General features: G+C 30.7%; 17 protein-coding genes. 3 read left to right on the top strand and 14 right to left on the bottom strand.

What is annotated here, in order from left to right:
• Positions 1 to 151: 151 nt before the first annotated feature.
• The 13 genes from Q1A46_RS12460 to Q1A46_RS12400 all read right to left on the bottom strand — a co-directional run bounded on the left by Q1A46_RS12460 (position 152) and on the right by Q1A46_RS12400 (position 12933).
• Complete coding sequence (locus Q1A46_RS12460) at positions 152 to 3325, bottom strand: T9SS type A sorting domain-containing protein (protein WP_299678984.1); 3174 nt, start codon at positions 3323 to 3325, stop codon at positions 152 to 154.
• Positions 3326 to 3396: 71 nt separating this feature from the next.
• Positions 3397 to 3987, bottom strand: a complete 591-nt coding sequence (locus Q1A46_RS12455; RefSeq protein WP_299678981.1) for a hypothetical protein — start codon at positions 3985 to 3987, stop codon at positions 3397 to 3399.
• Positions 3988 to 4137: 150 nt separating this feature from the next.
• The gene (locus Q1A46_RS12450) at positions 4138 to 4722 is read right to left on the bottom strand and encodes a hypothetical protein (RefSeq protein WP_299678978.1); all 585 of its coding nucleotides are present in this window, start codon (positions 4720 to 4722) and stop codon (positions 4138 to 4140) included.
• A 30-nt stretch (positions 4723 to 4752) separates the two neighbouring features.
• Positions 4753 to 5343 carry a hypothetical protein gene (locus tag Q1A46_RS12445; RefSeq protein ID WP_299678975.1) on the bottom strand — a complete coding sequence of 197 codons (591 nt, stop codon included), beginning with the start codon at positions 5341 to 5343 and terminating at the stop codon, positions 4753 to 4755.
• A 30-nt stretch (positions 5344 to 5373) separates the two neighbouring features.
• Entirely contained in the window at positions 5374 to 5970 is a 597-nt protein-coding gene (locus Q1A46_RS12440) for a hypothetical protein (RefSeq protein WP_299678972.1), read from the bottom strand.
• Between the two features lie 184 nt (positions 5971 to 6154).
• Positions 6155 to 6736, bottom strand: a complete 582-nt coding sequence (locus Q1A46_RS12435) for a hypothetical protein (RefSeq protein WP_299678969.1) — start codon at positions 6734 to 6736, stop codon at positions 6155 to 6157.
• Between the two features lie 165 nt (positions 6737 to 6901).
• Positions 6902 to 8560, bottom strand: coding sequence for an alkaline phosphatase (locus Q1A46_RS12430; protein ID WP_299678966.1), 1659 nt, complete (start codon positions 8558 to 8560; stop codon positions 6902 to 6904).
• Between the two features lie 80 nt (positions 8561 to 8640).
• A complete protein-coding gene (locus tag Q1A46_RS12425; protein WP_299678963.1) occupies positions 8641 to 9489 on the bottom strand; it encodes a YgcG family protein in 849 nt (282 codons plus the stop codon).
• Positions 9490 to 9927: a TPM domain-containing protein gene (locus tag Q1A46_RS12420; RefSeq protein ID WP_299678960.1), complete on the bottom strand. Its 438-nt coding sequence runs from the start codon at positions 9925 to 9927 to the stop codon at positions 9490 to 9492. It abuts the gene before it with no gap.
• Positions 9928 to 10524, bottom strand: coding sequence for a LemA family protein (locus Q1A46_RS12415; RefSeq protein ID WP_299678957.1), 597 nt, complete (start codon positions 10522 to 10524; stop codon positions 9928 to 9930).
• A gap of 20 nt (positions 10525 to 10544) precedes the next feature.
• On the bottom strand, positions 10545 to 10877 hold the full coding sequence (locus Q1A46_RS12410; protein ID WP_299678954.1) for a MerR family transcriptional regulator: 333 nt from the start codon (positions 10875 to 10877) through the stop codon (positions 10545 to 10547).
• A gap of 1 nt (position 10878) precedes the next feature.
• A complete protein-coding gene (locus Q1A46_RS12405; RefSeq protein ID WP_299678951.1) occupies positions 10879 to 11946 on the bottom strand; it encodes a CapA family protein in 1068 nt (355 codons plus the stop codon).
• A gap of 18 nt (positions 11947 to 11964) precedes the next feature.
• Positions 11965 to 12933 carry a M23 family metallopeptidase gene (locus Q1A46_RS12400; protein WP_299678948.1) on the bottom strand — a complete coding sequence of 323 codons (969 nt, stop codon included), beginning with the start codon at positions 12931 to 12933 and terminating at the stop codon, positions 11965 to 11967.
• 131 nt (positions 12934 to 13064) lie between these two features.
• Between Q1A46_RS12400 and alaS the strand changes: the two genes are divergently transcribed.
• The 3 genes from alaS to Q1A46_RS12385 all read left to right on the top strand — a co-directional run bounded on the left by alaS (position 13065) and on the right by Q1A46_RS12385 (position 17432).
• On the top strand, positions 13065 to 15710 hold the full coding sequence (alaS, locus tag Q1A46_RS12395; protein WP_299678945.1) for an alanine--tRNA ligase: 2646 nt from the start codon (positions 13065 to 13067) through the stop codon (positions 15708 to 15710).
• A 98-nt stretch (positions 15711 to 15808) separates the two neighbouring features.
• Entirely contained in the window at positions 15809 to 16471 is a 663-nt protein-coding gene (locus tag Q1A46_RS12390; protein ID WP_299678942.1) for a hypothetical protein, read from the top strand.
• A gap of 10 nt (positions 16472 to 16481) precedes the next feature.
• The gene (locus Q1A46_RS12385; protein ID WP_299678939.1) at positions 16482 to 17432 is read left to right on the top strand and encodes a GSCFA domain-containing protein; all 951 of its coding nucleotides are present in this window, start codon (positions 16482 to 16484) and stop codon (positions 17430 to 17432) included.
• Between the two features lie 4 nt (positions 17433 to 17436).
• Here the strand turns inward: Q1A46_RS12385 and Q1A46_RS12380 are convergent, their stop codons facing one another.
• Positions 17437 to 18084: a porin family protein gene (locus Q1A46_RS12380; protein ID WP_299678936.1), complete on the bottom strand. Its 648-nt coding sequence runs from the start codon at positions 18082 to 18084 to the stop codon at positions 17437 to 17439.
• Between the last annotated feature and the right edge of the window lie 85 nt (positions 18085 to 18169).

Here is an 18169-nt window from a genome sequence, read left to right as displayed (position 1 = left end):
GAGTTCGCTTTTTCTTGGGTACAGTGTTATTCATAAAATAAGTCTAAATTGTGTAAACTTATTTCAGGACGGGACAAGATAACTAAAAAAAGCTCCTGAAATTAGGAGCTTTTTATTAATATCAACTATAAATGAAATTATTTTGTGAAAATTATTTTATAATAATTTGGTGAGTTTCATCTTCTTTACCTTTATAAATTTTTAGTATATATATACCTTTTTTTAAAGATGATAAATTCAGTTCATTTGAAACATCGTTCAAAACGCCCTCTTTAAATAAAACATTATTAAAGTCATAGAGTTTATAAACAACCTCTTCTTTATCTTCTTTTAAGTTTAAACTACTCTTTGTGATATATCGAGCACTAATACTTTTTTGAAAATTTGATAACACTGTATTATTTTCTTCAGCAACACTTCTAATTGTTAGAATACCATTCTCTGATGGATTAGGAAAAACACTAAAACCAAATCCTCCGCTATTACAATCTTTGGCACTAACATAAATTTTACCTGTTGATGTTCCACATTTATTTCTAGTTGTTAGTGTTGCAGTATATCTACCAGCTCTTGCTGCTCCAAAACGTAAAACTTGATTAGGTCTAAAGTTTCCTCCATCTAATAATTCCAACTCACGTTGATCTGATTTTATAAAATATGTATCTGCTCCACCAGACTCAGGTAAACGAACAACAGGAGAACTCGAAGGTTGTACAAATACATTGGTACAAATGCTTACTAATTCTCCTACAGCATAAGGTTTTCCTATCCAATATTCCTTAAAAATAGTGGTACTTCTATTAAAATTCGCATCTCCGAATTTTAACTCTACACGTAAACGTCCTCTAATATTTGATCTGACTTGAAATCTAATTTCTCTTTGATCAACATCTGAAAGATTGTAAATTAAATGATTTCCTTCAGCTATTTTCCATTGAAAACGTGGAGCATTAAAATCGGCTGCAAACTTTGTTGCTCCTCCGCTACATTCAAATCCTTCTTCTACTAGTATATTTTTATCTTCACTACAAAATATAGCCTCATCTAGAGCTTGGTGAGGAATATTTTCTCTTAACTCATCTACCAACCATCTACTATTTAAATTTGAAAAAGAAATATGCCCACGATTTCCTCCTCTTTCTAAAACATAAGCATCAAAAGGAATATTTGTATTATCTCTATAAATTACTTGTTGATATGCACTTTGTGTATGGCTAATATTTCCTCTTCCATAATCTAAGGCACTAATTGTTGGAATAAAAGAAGCCGAAGTTACTGTAACTACATCTCTTATGTCTTCTGGTAAAGCTTCTTCTGCTAAATTAAAAAAACCTCCAGGTAATTCACCATACGGCAACAAATTAGCTGGCTGTTTAATACTTCGTTCCGTTAAAATAATTTTTGCAGGTATAAACCACAAAATCTTTTTTTCATAAGCAATAGAACCATCATAAATATATTTACCTGTACCATTTCTAAGTACGGGTTTACAGCTAACATTAAATTCATACTTTGCTGAACCTGGTATTAACGACAATACTGTAAGATCTAATCGTAAACTTTGTAACCCTAAAATTGCTGATAATAATACTTCAAATTCTTTTTTTACTTTTCTTGTATTTCTAATTTCTAAAATATTTTTTCCTACAGGATTAAAATTACCACAAGCATCTCCATTTGCAATTGCTACGTTTCTAGTTTTCCTTGGGTAACCTTTTGCTTTTAATTCTTGTTGCCAAGCATTATGCACACTATTATTAATATTAAAATCTTTATCTACCCAATTAAGTACCATTTGCCTTACTGCGGGGTTATTAAATAAATTGTAATAATCGGAACCACCAATACCATCATTAAACAACGGTACAATAGATTCACTTGCAGTATATACTAGCGGATTTCTAATTACTAATTTACGCATATGACGTAATAAATACTGTACACTTAACGGTGCATTAGCACCTTGGTGAGGTGTATCGTGAGAGACATATAAACGAGTATCATGATCTTCATTATTATCTTCCATATCTTTCAATGCATAACGCGCTACTAAACCTCCCATACTTTGACCTATAACTATATTTGGGCTGGTTACATGTCCTTTATTTTTATTTTCTTTTTTGGCTGCATTTACCATACGGATTACCTCTTTTAGTACTTCTGCATTATTCTGTATATAATCCATACCATTATGCCAATTCACATAAATAATATCTCGATTTCTAAAATATAGTTCGTTACGTAATAGAGGGTTAAACTCATCTTCATCATCATTCATATTAGCTGTTGAGATTCTAAACATTTCACCTGTATTTTCTCCTTCAGGTTTTTCTGGACTTGTTACAATACCTGTATCAAAACCTTCAGCTACAATCACTGGATTTTGAATACCTTGCAAACCTCTATCGACAACCTCTAAAAAACCATGATAAGCTTTACCATTCTTAATTGCTGTTACTCTAGTATTATCTAAAATAACACCTGATGTAGCATTTCTTTGAGCTATAATTTTAGTTATCCTATTTACTTTAAACTTACTATGACTATAAAGCACTGTTCCATTGGTGAGTTGTACTTTATATGTCCAAGTATACGTATTAATACGATTGTAGTTAACAGTTATTGGAATACCGTAATTTAGTTTTTGATATCCCTTTCCGTCATTAAAATTCACATGAATATTCGCTATATCGATATTATTTGCCATAATATCTTTTGGCAATACAACTGAAAAACGAGAATTATTAAACTCATTGATAGAAGGGCTCATCGCAAAAGCATAATGATGGGTGTATAAAGGTGTATTTTTAACTATTAGGTTTGATGGATTTGGATTTTCTCTAAACAATATAGTGTCGGAAGACAAACCAGAGTCTTCAGCAATGGCTAAACTTGCAGGAATAATAGTATTACTAGAAGTATTTAATAATTGCATTTTACCATTTTGTATTGCTGTTGGATTAATCGCATTATATGCATATAATACCCCTGCTAAGGTTATAGTATTTTCTTTCCTATGGTTTTGCCATTTCTGAAATAGATCTAAGTAATTTAAATTATTCTTTTTTTGAACCACTGCTGTAAGTAAAGTTTGATATACCGCATTTAAACTTTCTCTTGAAGTATATGTACTGTCTTTAAGTATACCATTGAACTGTTTAACATCTGTTTTAGCATATCCATAATCTAATAATATTCCTGTAGGAATATTATTTACATTAAGTTCTTTAAAATTTTTATAATTCGGATTTTCAATTGCAATTTCTTGTTGACTATATACCATAGTAGTAATAGCCAACATCAAAAGATTTAGCGTTTTTTTCATTATCATTTTAAATTTAATTGTATTTCTTTCTTAATAGCTTGAAATTGTTTTTTATAACAATTTTATTCTCTTTATTTTATTTCACCTATTTTTAAATCAAAACGACCGTCGGTTACGCTAAACACTCTTCCTTCACCACTATTTGCCTGAAACTCAAAAGTCCCTGCAATAAAAGGAACATCTCCCTCTAACTCTATTTTAGTAATAGTTAATTCCCCTCTATTATTTAAATCTGTTTTTGCAGAAAATAATGTGTTTTCATTTTTAGGTTTAAAAAATAAATCTCCCTCTCCTGTATTTTTATCATCAGTTACAAATTCTAATAATTCATAAACTTTATTCTCTTTAAGTTCTGTTTCCGACTTAATGACAATAGTTATTGAAGCCGAAGATCTATCGTTAAAAAAATTATCAACAAATCTTAAATTTAATTGCCAAACATCTATACCTGGTTTTGGTTTAACAACTGTAACCAAAGGACTACTAGGAAATCCGCCGGTTCTTCCTCTTTTCAGGACTAATTCACCATCTACTAGACACCCAGCAGTATCTTTTCCTTCTTGAGTGATTGCTGGTAATTCATTTGGAAAATCATCTTTATCTTCACTACAATTTATAAAACTTAAGCAAACAAATAAGACAATTACAATCTTTGTTTTCATATTTAAAATATTTTGGTTAATTACAATTTTTTGTACCTTACAAAATTAGTATTTATAAGTTATAATAGTTGTTAAATTATTATCTCATTTTATCATAGATAAATAAAAAAACAACGTAATGAACAAGACTAATTTATAAGTAATTACTTCTTAATTTATTTCATCTATTTTTAAATCGAAACGACCGTCGGTTACGCTAAACACTCTTCCTTCACCACTATTTGCTTGAAAATCAAAAGTCCCAGCAATAAAAGGAACATCTCCCTCTAATTTCATTTTAGTAATCGTTAAAATACCTGTGGAATTTAAATTGGTTTTTGCATCGATTATACTAAATTCACCTAAAGGGTTAAAAGATAAAAGAGCTGCTTTTGAATTATTAGTATTTGAAAACTCTTCTAAAACGTAAGGTTGATCTATAATTATTTCATCCTCTGATTTGAATATTATATCTATTGAAGCTCCAGACCTTTCATTAAAAAAAACATCTAGAAAACTTATGTTTAATGACCAAAAGTTTCGATCACTTGCAGGTTTACTAATACTTACTTCTGGGAGAGCCGCAAGGTTTCTTGTTCCTCTTTTCAGGACTAATTCACCATCTACTAAACATCCAGCAGTATCTTTTCCTTCTTGAGTGAATGCTGGTAATTCATTTGGAAAATCATCTTTATCTTCACTACAATTTATAAAACTTAAGCAAACAAATAAGACAATTACAATCTTTGTTTTCACAATTTTTAGGTTTTGGTTAATTACAGTTTCTTAATTTATTTCATCTATTTTTAAATCAAAACGACCGTCAGTTACGCTAAACATTCTTCCTTCACCACTATTTGCTTGAAACTCAAAAGTCCCTGCAATAAAAGGAACATCTCCCTCCAACTCTATTTTAGTAATAGTTAATTCCCCTCTATTATTTAAATCTGTTTTTGCAGAAAATAATGTGTTTTCATTTTTAGGTTTAAAAAATAAATCTCCCTCTCCTGTATTTTTATCATCAGTTACAAATTCTAATAATTCATAAACTTTATTCTCTTTAAATTCTGTTTCCGACTTAATGACAATAGTTATTGAAGCCGAAGATCTATCGTTAAAAAAATTATCAACAAATCTTAAATTTAATTGCCAAACATCTATACCTGGTTTTGGTTTAACAACTGTAACCAAAGGACTACTTGGAAATCCACCAGTTCTCCCTCTTTTTAAAACTAATTCACCATCTACTAAACACCCAGCAGTATCTTTTCCTTCTTGAGTGATTGCTGGTAATTCGTTGGGGAAATCATCTTTATCTTCACTACAATTTATAAAGCTTAAGCAAGCTAATAAGACAATTACAATCTTTGTTTTCACAATTTTTAGGTTTTGGTTAATTACAATTTCTTAATTGATTTCATCTATTTTTAAATCAAAACGACCGTCGGTTACATTAAATACTCTTCCTCCACTACTTTCTGCTTGAAACTCAAAAGTCCCTGCAATAAAAGGGTTATCTCCTTCTAAAACTAATCTAGTAATAATAAGGGTTCCCTTATAACTTTCATTAGTTACTGCTGAAAAACTAGTAACGGCATCTTTAGGAGAAATAGATAAATATCCTTCAGAAGAATTATTATCATTCATTGTGAACTCTAATAAACTATAACTAATACCTTCTTTGAATTCAGCTTCTGATTTAATAGAAATTGTAACTGAAGCACCTGACTTTTCATTAAAAAAATTATCAACAAACCTAACACCTAACTCCCAAAAATTTCTTTCTCTGTTAGGGGTATTAATTATTACAAATGGTGAATTTGGTCCTGGTATTCCACCAGTTCTTCCTCTTTTTAAAACTAATTCACCATCTACTAAACAACCAGCAGTATCTTTTCCTTCTTGAGTAATTGCAGGTAATTCGTTTGGAAAATCATCTTTATCTTCACTACAATTTATAAAGCTTAAGCAAACAAATAAGACAATTACAATCTTTGTTTTCACAATTTTTAGGTTTTAGTTAATTACAATTTCTTGTTGACTGTATAGCAAAACAGTAACAGCCAACATTAAAGGGTTCAGCGTTTTTTTCATTTTGGTTTATTAAAAAGCGTGAAGTATTATTCATAGCAACTTAACACTATTGTTGAAATTATTTCATCTATTAAAGGTCATTAATAACTTAAAATTATTCAATGTAATCATTAATTTTTAAATCAAATCGTCCATTTGTTAACCTAATTATATCATTCGAATCTCTACTTTTTAAATTCAAATTAAATATCCCAGAAATTATTCTATTAGAAATATCTATCTTTAAAAATTTTATGTAATTATTAGAAATATCTATCGTTTCGTATCTTATATCCTCGGAAAAAAATGAAGCATTTGCAATAATATTATCTACATTTTCTTCTACTTTTTCAACAGCTTCAACTAAACTATAAATTACTGGTATGTTTTGATTAAGAGTCAAATCTTCTTTGAAAGATAAATTTATCACTATAGATTTATTCATTTTTTTAAAGTCAGAAATAGAGATATTTATACTTTTATATCCTTCAAATAGAAAATTAGTAAAACTTACATTAGGATTTGATCTCTGTGTACCTATATCTCCACTTAACAAAAAAAGATCTCCATTAACTAAACACCCAGCAGTATCTTTTCCTTCTTGAGTGATTGCTGGTAATTCGTTGGGGAAATCATCTTTATCTTCACTACAATTTATAAAACTTAAGCAAGCGAATAAAGCAATTACAATTTTCATTTTCACAATTTTTAGGTTTTGGTTAATTACAATTTCTTTCCAACAAAATTACTACTTATAAATAATACATCGTACTAAAAAACACATATGATTTTAAAGAACAACAGACCATAATACTTATAGTCTGTTGTTGTATTTTACAATTTATACTCTTAAAAATTAAAACTAAAGAGTAAGGGTATTTTTTATCGAAGTTGTGTATGTAGTTTCTGTAACTGTATCTACGTAATTCCAATCTGTTTTTACAGAACCAGTAGTTACCGTAAGTTTCATAAACCCACGATCGACAAGATTAGAAAAATTTAAATCATCAATTAAAAGTTCTAAAGCACTTCCTAACTGAACAGCTCCCTGTGCTCCTACAAATGATTCGAAACCTGGTGAAGAAACAGAACTTGTTGCAACTTCATCTCCAACTTTTTCACCTGTCGCAGTTACTAAATTTGTTTGCCAAGCATTATGAGTATCTCCAGCTAAAACAACTACTTTTTTATCTTTAAAAGTTGCTAAGATCTCTTCTCTTTCAGCAAAATATCCATCCCAAGCATCTAAATTGTAAGGAACTACTGTTTTTACTCTAGCTATTTCTTGCTGTGTAAGCGTTGGATCGTTTTGTAATAACCTTGCTTTAATTTGTACTAATTCTCCTAAAGCAACTTGAAATTGTGGTGTTCCAAAAAGTGATAACAACTCAGCAGGAATTAACATTTTCCCCATTAAAACTTGCTGACCAATAATTTGCCAAGCTGAACTAGAACCTGCTATTTCATTTTTAAACCAAGTCTTTTGCTCTGCTCCTAATAAAGTTCTAGAAGGATTTAACCAATCTTGTTGAAAAGCTACAGTATCGAAACCAGCAGCTGAAGTATAATTTGCATAATCTAATTGCTTATCTCGCCCTACAATTCTAGTATCTAACATTAATAGATCAACTACATTTCCTAACTGTAGTTTTCTGTAAATAATAGTATTATCTGTTAGGTTTGTTGTATTAGGTAAATACTCGCTATATACTTGTAAAGCACTTCTTTTTCTAACTTCATAATCGCCTTCATTTGCTTGATGATTTTCGGCTCCATCAACATAGGCATCATTAGTTACTTCATGATCATCCCAAACACAGATAAAAGGTTTCTTTTGGTGTAAATCCATTAACGGTTTTTCTGATCTGTATTGACGGTAACGTCTTCTGTAATCATCAATAGAAATAATTTCTCCTATTGGATCTGGATCTCTGAATGATCCGTATGTATTTTCTCCGTATTCATAAATATAATCTCCTAAATGTACTACTACATCAGCATCAGATTTATTGATCGCATCATATACATTAAAATAACCTGAAGCATAATTAGAACAAGATGCCACAACTAATTTTACTTCTGATGTGTTTGAGCCAAAAGTTAACGTTTCACCTGTTGGAGAAGTTGTTTTATCATTTACATTTACAAAACGATAATATAACTTTAAATTCTCATCTAAATCTTTTACTTCTATAGCTACAGTAAAATCTCTAGATGCATCTGTTTCAACTTCACCCTGACGAACTAGATCTTTAAAGTCTTTATCTTTAGCTAATTGCCAAGTTAGTTTAGCAGAAAGATTTGTTGTAGAATATCTCGTCCAAATAATCACTTGAGAATTTGTTGGATCAAAACTTGCTACACCTAAATCAAAATTCTTTTCATCTAAATCTGAAGGTATTGGATTGGTAATAATATCTGGATCAGAATCACAACTAATAAAATTAGGCGCTAAAATTAATCCGCTAGTAGCTAATAATGAGTTTTTTAGAAAACTTCTACGTTTTAAATTGGTTGACATGATATTTAGGAATTAAGTGTTCACATAGTTACATGTCTACTTTTTCCTAAATGTTACCTGAAGTTAAGCTGTTTGTAAAATTACCAGCCTCCAGTGGCTCCACCACCTCCAAAGCCTCCACCGCCGAAACCTCCACCGAAGCCTCCGCCTCCAAATCCACCACCGCCGAAGCCGCCTGATGATCCTCCAAAACCACCAAATCCTCCACTTCTACGAGATGAACCTCCACCTCGACCAGCGTTACTTAAAATAATGGTTTCGAAAAGATCACGAGAATCTGAATTTCGATATCTTCCTCCTCTGTTTCCACGATTTCCTCTTGAAATTAAAAGAATAAAAATGATGATGAAAAAGATGAAAATAAAAATACTTGGATTGGTTCCTTTAGAGTTTCGTTTACGAGTTCCTTTGTACTCGCCTTTCATCACTTTAAAAATAGACTCTACACCTTGGTTTAAACCTTCGTAATACTGTCCTTTTTTAAAATATGGTAAAATGTCACGCTCAATAATTTGGCGAGAAGTAAAATCGGTAAGTAAATGTTCTGTTCCGTAACCTGTTCTAATGGTAATTTTACGATCATCTTTAGCTAGAAGCATAAAGATCCCATTATCTTTATCTTTCTGACCAATTCCCCATTCATGAGCCCAATTGGTAGCTAAATAACCTATTTCTTCTCCTTTTGTAGTATTTATAATAGCAACAACAATTTGCGTAGAAGTAGTATCTGAATAACGAACCAATTTGCTTTCTAAAGCATTATTTTCACTTAAGGTTAGTAATCCTTTTTGTTCTTTATCACCTATTTTTTTTAAGTAGTAATCGTAAACACTTGTTTGAAACTTTGGCTTCTTAGGAATATCGAATTGAGCAAAACTCAATTGAAATGCAATAAGAAAGAAAGTGATGGTAAAAAAACTCTTTTTCATTTAACCTTTAGATACTTCATTTGGTAATTCGTCTATATCATCTTCGTCCCAAGGGAAATGAGCCTTCAATTCTTCACCAGTTTTTAAAACTCCTTGAACTAAACCTTGTTTAAAATTACCGTTCTTAAAATTGTTTTGTATAACATCTCTTGTTGTTTCCCAAAAATTGTCTGGTACCACAGCATTTATACCTTTGTCGCCATAAATCACAAATTTATGATCTGCAACTGCTACATAGATTAAAACCGCATTTTCTGCTTTTGTTTGATCCATGTTAAGCATTTTAAATACTTCTAATGCTCGATCGTAATGCGATAGCTCTGTAGTAGCTTCAATATGCACTCGAATTTCACCAGAAGTATTTAATTCTGCTTGTCGAATAGCTTCGACTATTTCTTGTTCTTCTTTTTGAGAAAGAAAATCTTCTACTTGAGACATTTACTTTTTATTTCCAAAATCGAAATTAACATCTGGTGCCTTTTCTGAACCAGGATCTGCTTTGTAACGAGGCATCTGCTTAAAACCAAAAATTCTTGCAAATATAACCCCAGGAAATTTATCTATTTTTGTATCGTATACATTAACAGAATTATTGTAACGATCTCTTGCTATTTTAATTCTATTTTCTGTTCCTTCTAACTGACTTTGTAATCCTAAAAAATTACGATTAGCTTTTAAGTCTGGATATCTTTCAGAAACTACCATTAACTTATCAAAAGCTCCTGCTAAACCCGACTGGGCTTGTTGAAACTGAGCCATAGTTTCCGGAGTTAGTTTACTTGCATCTATATTTACAGAAGTTGCTTTAGCTCTAGCATTTATAACATCAGTTAACGTACTTTTTTCAAAATCTGCAGCACCTTGTACTGTTTTCACTAAGTTTCCTATTAAATCATTTCTTCTCTGGTATGAACTTTCAACTTTTGCCCATTCTGTTTCAGCATTATTTCTTAATCCTACCATTCCATTATATTGCATTATACTAACTATAATCAGTACAAAAACAACTATAGACGTTAATTTATTTTTCTTCATATTTTTCTTTCGATTTTTTGTTATTCTATTTGATTTTTGATTTTTATTAACTCTGCTTTTACAGCTTCTAATCTGCTGATGATCTCCTGATTTTGAACGATTTTAGTTGGATTTTGCTTTAGTTTTTGTTTTGCTCCATCAAGAGTAAAACCTCGTTCTTTTACTAAGTTATAAATCAACTTAAAATTCTCTATATCTTCAGGTGTAAAAAGTCGATTTCCTTTAGCGTTTTTTTTAGGCTTGATAATATCAAACTCACCTTCCCAAAAACGAATTAAAGATGCGTTTACTTCAAATGCTTTGGCTACTTCGCCAATTTTGTAATATCTTTTTTTGGGGAGATCGACATGCATGTTATTTTAATTCTATTTTTCCTGATTCACCAAACTTAATTTTATTTTCTGGAAAATCTTGTAAAGTCAACTTTTTTATTTCGTTAAATGCACGTTCTTGTGAATCTAAAAAAGGATATCTTGTTTTTGTTTGAATTGCTGAGTGAATTTTCCCTTCGATGAAATCTCCGTTTTCTTTTAACTTCAACTCAAAAATTGGAGAATATGCTTTAGATCCACTCATACTAAAACGCTTATATGTTGCAAAATTCCCCATACTGTAAGCAATAAACTTCCCTTTATAAACTTCAATTGCTCTTGGTACATGTGGACCATGACCTAATACAATTCCCGCTCCAGCATCAATCATTTTATGCGCAAATGAATACACGTTTCCTCTATTTTCTCCGTAGAAATATTCTGTTTTTCTAGGCACATTTTTATGTTTTGTACCTTCAGCTCCTCCGTGGAAAGAAACAATAACAATATCAACTTTCTTAGCTAAGTTCTTTACCATTTGAGTTCCTTTGGTTACAAAGTTTAACTTCAAACAATCTTTATTAGGAGCAAAAGCAATTAAACCATATTTAATACCATCTTTTTCAAAAACAGTAGTCGGTTTAGATAAAACCCCTGCACTTGCAATTCCTGAATCATCAAGAGTTTTTAAAGTATTTGTAATTCCAATTTTTCCGAAATCTCCAATATGATTATTTGCAATACTTACAACGTCAAAACCTGCTTTTTCAAAATGCTTCCCAAAAGATTCCGGACTTTTAAAAGAATAACATTTAGATGGATCTTTACAGCGTTTTGCGTTTTTACCTGTATCCGTTAATGTTCCTTCTAAATTCCCAAATAAAACGTCTGCGTTTTCAAATACATTTTGCACATCTTTAAAAGGATAAGTTCCTTTAGATGGTAAATATGAAGCATTAGGAAAAGTTGTTCCTAACATCATATCTCCCACTGCCATAAATGTAATTTCCTTTGTTTTTACTTGAGTTGAATCTGCTTGCTGTGCGTATGAGATTCCAGATAACGTTACAATACTAGCAGATACTAATATCTTTCTAATTGCTTTTTTCATAATTTTGGGGTTACTTTTTTAATCAAACGATTGGCCTTCATCTTCTGAAGCCTTTTGCATCGCTAAAAATTCTTCTGGAGTTAAATCTCCATAATAATAGTAAATCGGGTTTACGGCTACACCATTTCGATGAACTTCATAATGTAAATGTGCAGACACAGATCTTCCTGTATTTCCTACATAACCTATAATATCTCCACGTTTTACAGTTTGACCTTTTTTTACTCCAATTTTACTCATGTGTGCATAAACAGTTTTATAACCATAACCATGTTCGATGTATACTACTTTACCAAAAGTTGCACTTCTATTTGCTCTAGAAACGGTTCCATTTCCTGAAGCATAAATTGGTGTTCCTTTTGGTGCAGTAAAATCCATTCCTTTATGCATTTTACGAATCTTTAAAATTGGATGCATTCGCATTCCGTAACCAGAAGCCATTCGTGTTAAATCTTCAGCTTTTAAAGGTTGAATTGCAGGAATAGATGCTAACATTTTTTCTTTAGCTTTCGCTAAATCTACAATTTCATCTAATGATTTCGATTGCACCACTATTTGTTTAGACAATACATCTAAACGTTTGGTCACATCAATAATCATTTCACTATTATTAAAACCTTCTAAATTCTTATAACGATTTACCCCACCAAAACCTGCTTTTCGTTGTTCATCAGGAATTGGATTTGCTTCGAAATATGATCTGTAGATATAATTGTCTCGTTCTTGTAAATCTCCTAAAACTTCTGTAACCTCTTCAATTCGCTTTCCTAATAGTTCGATATGAAGTTTAGAATTTTCTAATTCTCTTTTTTGCGCTTTTTGTTTTGGCGATTCAATAAACTGACTTAAAACCATAAACCCAAGAAACATGGTAAGTCCACCCCCCAATAGTATAATGATACTATTCTTGAACTTATCCCGCTTTCTCAGCTCGATTTGCTGGTACGATAGCGTTTCTGGATCGTAATAATATTTTACTTTTGCCATATGACCAAATGTAGTACTTTTGTGTCCTTTGAAAGGAACTTATTTAGTTGATTAGACATGCAAAGTTATAAAATGTTTCAAAACTCAACGATTTCCTTTCTTTTATTAGAATTATTTTAACGAAATAACCCATGAAATCTCAAGAAATTAGAAGTAAGTTTTTAGAATTTTTTAAATCTAAACAACACGAAATCGTGCCTTCTGCCCCAATGGTATTAAAAAATGATCCAACCCTTATGTTTACAAACTCTGGGATGGCCCCGTTTAAGGAATTTTTCTTGGGAAACAATACGCCTAAAAACCCACGTATTTCAGACTCTCAAAAATGTCTTCGTGTTTCAGGTAAACACAACGATTTAGAAGAAGTCGGTTACGATACATATCACCACACTATGTTTGAAATGTTAGGAAACTGGAGTTTTGGTGATTACTTTAAAAAAGAAGCAATTGCATGGGCTTGGGAATTATTAACTGAAGTTTACAAAATCCCTAAAGATATTTTATATGTTACCGTGTTTGAAGGTGATGAAGGTGATGGAACAAAAATGGATCAAGAAGCTTACGATTTATGGAAACAACACATTTCTGAGGATCGTATCTTAATGGGGAATAAAAAAGACAACTTCTGGGAAATGGGAGATCAGGGACCATGCGGACCTTGTTCTGAAATTCATGTTGATATTCGTTCTGCTGAGGAAAAAGCTAAAGTAGACGGAAAATCTTTAGTAAATGAAGATCATCCTGAAGTTGTTGAAATATGGAATTTAGTTTTCATGCAGTACAATAGAAAAGCAGATAAATCTTTAGAAGAATTACCAGCTAAACATATTGATACAGGTATGGGATTTGAGCGTTTATGTATGGTTTTACAAAATGTTCAATCGAATTACGATACCGATGTATTTACTCCGTTAATTAGAGAAATTGAAACTATTACCGGTGTAAAATATGGAAATGATGAGAAAATAGATGTAGCGATTCGTGTAATTGCAGATCACGTAAGAGCGGTTTCTTTTGCTATTGCAGACGGACAATTACCAAGTAATAACGCTGCTGGTTATGTAATTCGTAGAATTTTAAGACGTGCTATTCGTTACGGATTTACATTTTTAAATCAGAAAGAAGCTTTTATTTATAAATTATCAGAAACCCTAGCACATCAAATGGGTGAAGCTTTTCCTGAAATTAAAAAGCAATCTGCTTTAGTTCATAATGTAATTAAAGAAGAAGAACAGTCTTTCTTACGTACAATTGCTTCTGGTATATTTAATCTAGAAACTTACATTGAAGGTAAACTAGTAGAGATTAGTGTAGCTAATAATGGAATAGTAAAAGAAATTTCTGGTAAAAAAGCTTTTGAATTATATGATACCTACGGTTTTCCGTTAGATTTAACAGAGTTAATTGCTAAAGAAAAAGGATTTACAGTTAATCTAGAAGCTTTCGAGCAAGAAATGAAAAAACAAAAAGATCGTTCTCGTTCTGCTTCTGCAAGTGAAACTGGTGACTGGATTACTTTAGTTGAAGATGATGTTGAAGAATTTGTTGGTTACGATACTTTAAGCGTTGATGTAAAACTAACTCGCTACAGAAAAATAACTACAAAAAAAGATGGTGATCAATATCAATTAGTGTTTAACATGACTCCTTTTTATCCTGAAGGAGGAGGACAAGTTGGTGATAAAGGTTTCTTAGAAGATGCTCATGGTGACGTGATTCATATTTTAAATACCAAAAAAGAAAATAATGTAATTATTCATTATACTAAGAATTTACCAAACCATTTAAACGAGTCGTTTAAAGCTGTAGTAAATGAAGAATACAGAAGACTTTCTGCAAGTAACCACACAGCAACGCATTTATTACACCAAGCTTTACGTTCAATCTTAGGAACACATGTAGAACAAAAAGGTTCTTTAGTTAGTCCTAAACATTTACGTTTTGATTTTTCTCATTTTTCTAAAGTTGATAGTGATCAACTAAGAGAAATTGAAGAATTTGTAAATGCACGTATTCGTGAAAATCTTCCGTTAGAAGAAAAACGTAATATTCCAATGCAACAAGCAATCGACGAAGGAGCAATTGCTTTATTTGGAGAAAAATATGGCGATAGTGTAAGAGCGATTAAGTTTGGACAGTCGATGGAATTATGTGGAGGAACACACGTTCAGCAAACTGGAGATGTTTGGTATTTCAAAATTAAATCTGAGGGTGCTGTAGCTGCTGGTATTCGTCGTATTGAAGCAATTACAAATATGGCTGTTGGAGAATATTTCGAAGACGTTGAAGATAAATTTAATGCTGTAAAAGATGTGTTGAAAAACCCTAAAGATTTAACTAAAGCTGTTACTTCTTTACAAGATGAAAACGCAGCTTTAAAGAAGCAAATAGAACAGTTATTAAAAGATAAAGCTAAGAACATGAAAGGTGATTTAAAAAATCAAATCACTGAAATTAATGGTGTAAACTTCTTAGCAACAAAAGTAGATTTAGATCCTGCTAGTATTAAAAATCTACTATTTGAATTAGGAGGTGAGATTGACAATTTATTTGTCTTATTTGCTACTGCTCCTACAAAAGAAAAAGCAATGTTAACGTGTTATATTTCTAAAGACTTAGCTAACGAAAAAGGTTACGATGCTGGTAAAGTAGTTAGAGAATTAGGAAAATTAATCCACGGAGGTGGTGGTGGACAAAATTTCTTTGCTACTGCTGGAGGTAAAAATCCTGGTGGAATTCCTAAAGCTTTAGAACGCGCTAAAGATTACATCGTATAACAAAAAATATTAACGTCAATCTGAATTTCTTTAAGATTCTTACAATGAGATTCTGAAATAAATTCAGAATAACGCTTTAAAAAAAATCTAAAGTCATTATGGCTTTAGGTTTTTTTATTTTTACAGCCATGAAAGAGAAATTATCATATTATTGGACAGAGTTTGGGGTTTGGATCTATTTTATTTTATACATACTAATAGATATATTCTACGGAGATGAAATTGCTTTTTATTACGAAAAAATCCCAAAACCTATTATTACCTCTGCTTTATTCTTATTATTAATTTATACTACATATAAAGTTTTTACTCCAACAAAAGAAAATCCAGAAATTCTATTAACACCTAGTGAAAACGACCTTCAACGTAAAGAAAACTCCTTTATTTCTTTGATTTTCATTATACCTGCATTTATAGTATATTTTTTTATTTCAGACTCTTTTAATGTAAATTATATCATTTTTTTTCTGATTGTATTAGTAAATGTTAAAAATGAAACTTCTTTAAAGAGAACAGCATCCTTCCAAATTAAAAAAGGATTAATAACTTATAAAAGAGGGAAAGAAGAACGAGTTTTTAATGTTTCAGAAATAACTAGTTTAGAAGTATTCCCGAATCAGATTATATTTTTTAAAGAAGATTCACAAGAATTAATTTCTTTTCATCAATTAGAAAAAGAAGATTTCCAAAACATCAAAACATACTTTAATAAAAGAGTACCAGAAATTTCAATTAATTTAGCACAACCAGTAACTCAGTAAGTGAAATAGTATGGATTTACAAACCAAATTATCTTTAAAACAACAATCACATAACTTAATTGATTACAATTCTAAATTATTATTGTTAGGTTCTTGTTTTTCAGAAAACATTGGAAATAAACTCAGTTATTATAAATTTCAGGTGAATCAAAATCCGTTTGGAATTTTATTCCACCCAAAAGCTATTGAAACATTAATTACCAATGCCATTAATGAGAAAACATATACTGAGACTGATATTTTCGAATTAAATGAACGTTGGCATTGTTTCGATGTTCATTCGAACCTGAGTGAAGTTGATAAAGAACACTTATTACAAAACATAAATTCTGCAATTCAAATTACCTCTAAAGAATTATTAGATGCAAGTCATATTATAATCACTTTAGGAACAGCTTGGGTGTATCGTTTTATTTCTTCGGATACAATTGTTGCAAATTGCCACAAAGTGCCTCAAAAGCAATTTTTAAAAGAATTATTACCTGTTGATGAGATAACAGCTAGCTTAGAGAATATTTGTGCTTTAATTAAAAGTGTAAACCCTAAAGCTTCAATAATTTTCACTGTTTCTCCTGTGCGTCATTTAAAAGATGGTTTTATAGAAAATCAGAGAAGTAAATCGCATTTATTTGCAGGAATTCATGAAGTTGTTGAACCAAGAAAACAGCACTATTATTTTCCATCTTATGAAATTCTAATGGATGAATTACGTGATTATCGTTTTTATAAAGCTGATATGATTCACCCAAATGAGACTGCCATAAATTACATTTGGAAAAAGTTTTCTGAAACTTGGTTTAGTGAAAACACACTACAAACATTGACTAAAGTTGAGGAAATTCAAAAAGGATTAGCACACAAACCTTTTAACCCGAATTCTGAAGCACATCAAAAATTCTTAAATAAACTTGCACAAAAAAAGGAAACACTAATTCAAGCATTTCCTTTTATGAAGTTTTAGTTTCTTAAAGTGTAAAATTCCAACCTACGATAAAACTTAATGAGTTCAATTTTAAAGGCTCAAAATCTGACAAGTTATTTAAACCTAAGGTGTTTCTTAATTCTAAAGTTAAATTATGTTTTGTATTTAGTTTAATCTCTTTTCCCACTCCTAAAACAGCTCCAAAAGTAAAAGAATCATACGATGTTAAATCACGATAACTTACATTACTACCTACTTCTGTTCTCCTAACAGCATTCATTAAATACCCAAAAGAAAAACCTCCATTAATAAAAAAAGAACTTTCTTTTTGAAATTTATATTTCACTAAAACTGGCAATACTAAGTAATGAAAAATCTCTTCAAATTGAGGTACGTTTGTAAAAATTGGATCTTGAGAATTATATAATATTGAATTTTCATCTACAATTATTCTTTGCCTATCATAACTCAATTCTGCCTTTAATGATAAAGATTCATTTAGCTTATATTCAGATGTCACACCTAATTGATATGAAAACCCTGAATCAAAAAATCCATTAGCATATTCACTTCCATAAGAAGTAGTATAATTAACTCCCGAACTCACACCTAAGAGAAATTTGTTTTGAGATAATCCTGTTTTAGATATAAGCACAAAAACTATTAATGATAATAACTTACTATATTTCATAACATTTCATTTAAAATAAAAAAAGGTGCAAAAGAAAAGATTTCTTCTAAAACAACAAAATGATATATACTTTATTCATTAAATA

This window comes from uncultured Tenacibaculum sp., from assembly GCF_947502995.1.
Taxonomy (GTDB): Bacteria; Bacteroidota; Bacteroidia; order Flavobacteriales; family Flavobacteriaceae; genus Polaribacter.
This window is presented reverse-complemented; position numbering and strand designations above follow the sequence as displayed.

What these genes read in the sequence shown, in the direction of transcription:
- Q1A46_RS12390 (WP_299678942.1), top strand. Translation starts at nt 15,809, where the DNA reads ATGGCTTTAGGTTTTTTTATTTTTACAGCCATGAAAGAGAAATTATCA.
- alaS (WP_299678945.1), top strand. Translation starts at nt 13,065, where the DNA reads ATGAAATCTCAAGAAATTAGAAGTAAGTTTTTAGAATTTTTTAAATCT.
- Q1A46_RS12435 (WP_299678969.1), bottom strand. Translation starts at nt 6,736, where the DNA reads ATGAAAATTGTAATTGCTTTATTCGCTTGCTTAAGTTTTATAAATTGT.
- Q1A46_RS12415 (WP_299678957.1), bottom strand. Translation starts at nt 10,524, where the DNA reads ATGAAGAAAAATAAATTAACGTCTATAGTTGTTTTTGTACTGATTATA.
- Q1A46_RS12380 (WP_299678936.1), bottom strand. Translation starts at nt 18,084, where the DNA reads ATGAAATATAGTAAGTTATTATCATTAATAGTTTTTGTGCTTATATCT.
- Q1A46_RS12405 (WP_299678951.1), bottom strand. Translation starts at nt 11,946, where the DNA reads ATGAAAAAAGCAATTAGAAAGATATTAGTATCTGCTAGTATTGTAACG.
- Q1A46_RS12425 (WP_299678963.1), bottom strand. Translation starts at nt 9,489, where the DNA reads ATGAAAAAGAGTTTTTTTACCATCACTTTCTTTCTTATTGCATTTCAA.
- Q1A46_RS12455 (WP_299678981.1), bottom strand. Translation starts at nt 3,987, where the DNA reads ATGAAAACAAAGATTGTAATTGTCTTATTTGTTTGCTTAAGTTTTATA.
- Q1A46_RS12400 (WP_299678948.1), bottom strand. Translation starts at nt 12,933, where the DNA reads ATGGCAAAAGTAAAATATTATTACGATCCAGAAACGCTATCGTACCAG.
- Q1A46_RS12420 (WP_299678960.1), bottom strand. Translation starts at nt 9,927, where the DNA reads ATGTCTCAAGTAGAAGATTTTCTTTCTCAAAAAGAAGAACAAGAAATA.
- Q1A46_RS12430 (WP_299678966.1), bottom strand. Translation starts at nt 8,560, where the DNA reads ATGTCAACCAATTTAAAACGTAGAAGTTTTCTAAAAAACTCATTATTA.
- Q1A46_RS12460 (WP_299678984.1), bottom strand. Translation starts at nt 3,325, where the DNA reads ATGAAAAAAACGCTAAATCTTTTGATGTTGGCTATTACTACTATGGTA.
- Q1A46_RS12385 (WP_299678939.1), top strand. Translation starts at nt 16,482, where the DNA reads ATGGATTTACAAACCAAATTATCTTTAAAACAACAATCACATAACTTA.
- Q1A46_RS12410 (WP_299678954.1), bottom strand. Translation starts at nt 10,877, where the DNA reads ATGCATGTCGATCTCCCCAAAAAAAGATATTACAAAATTGGCGAAGTA.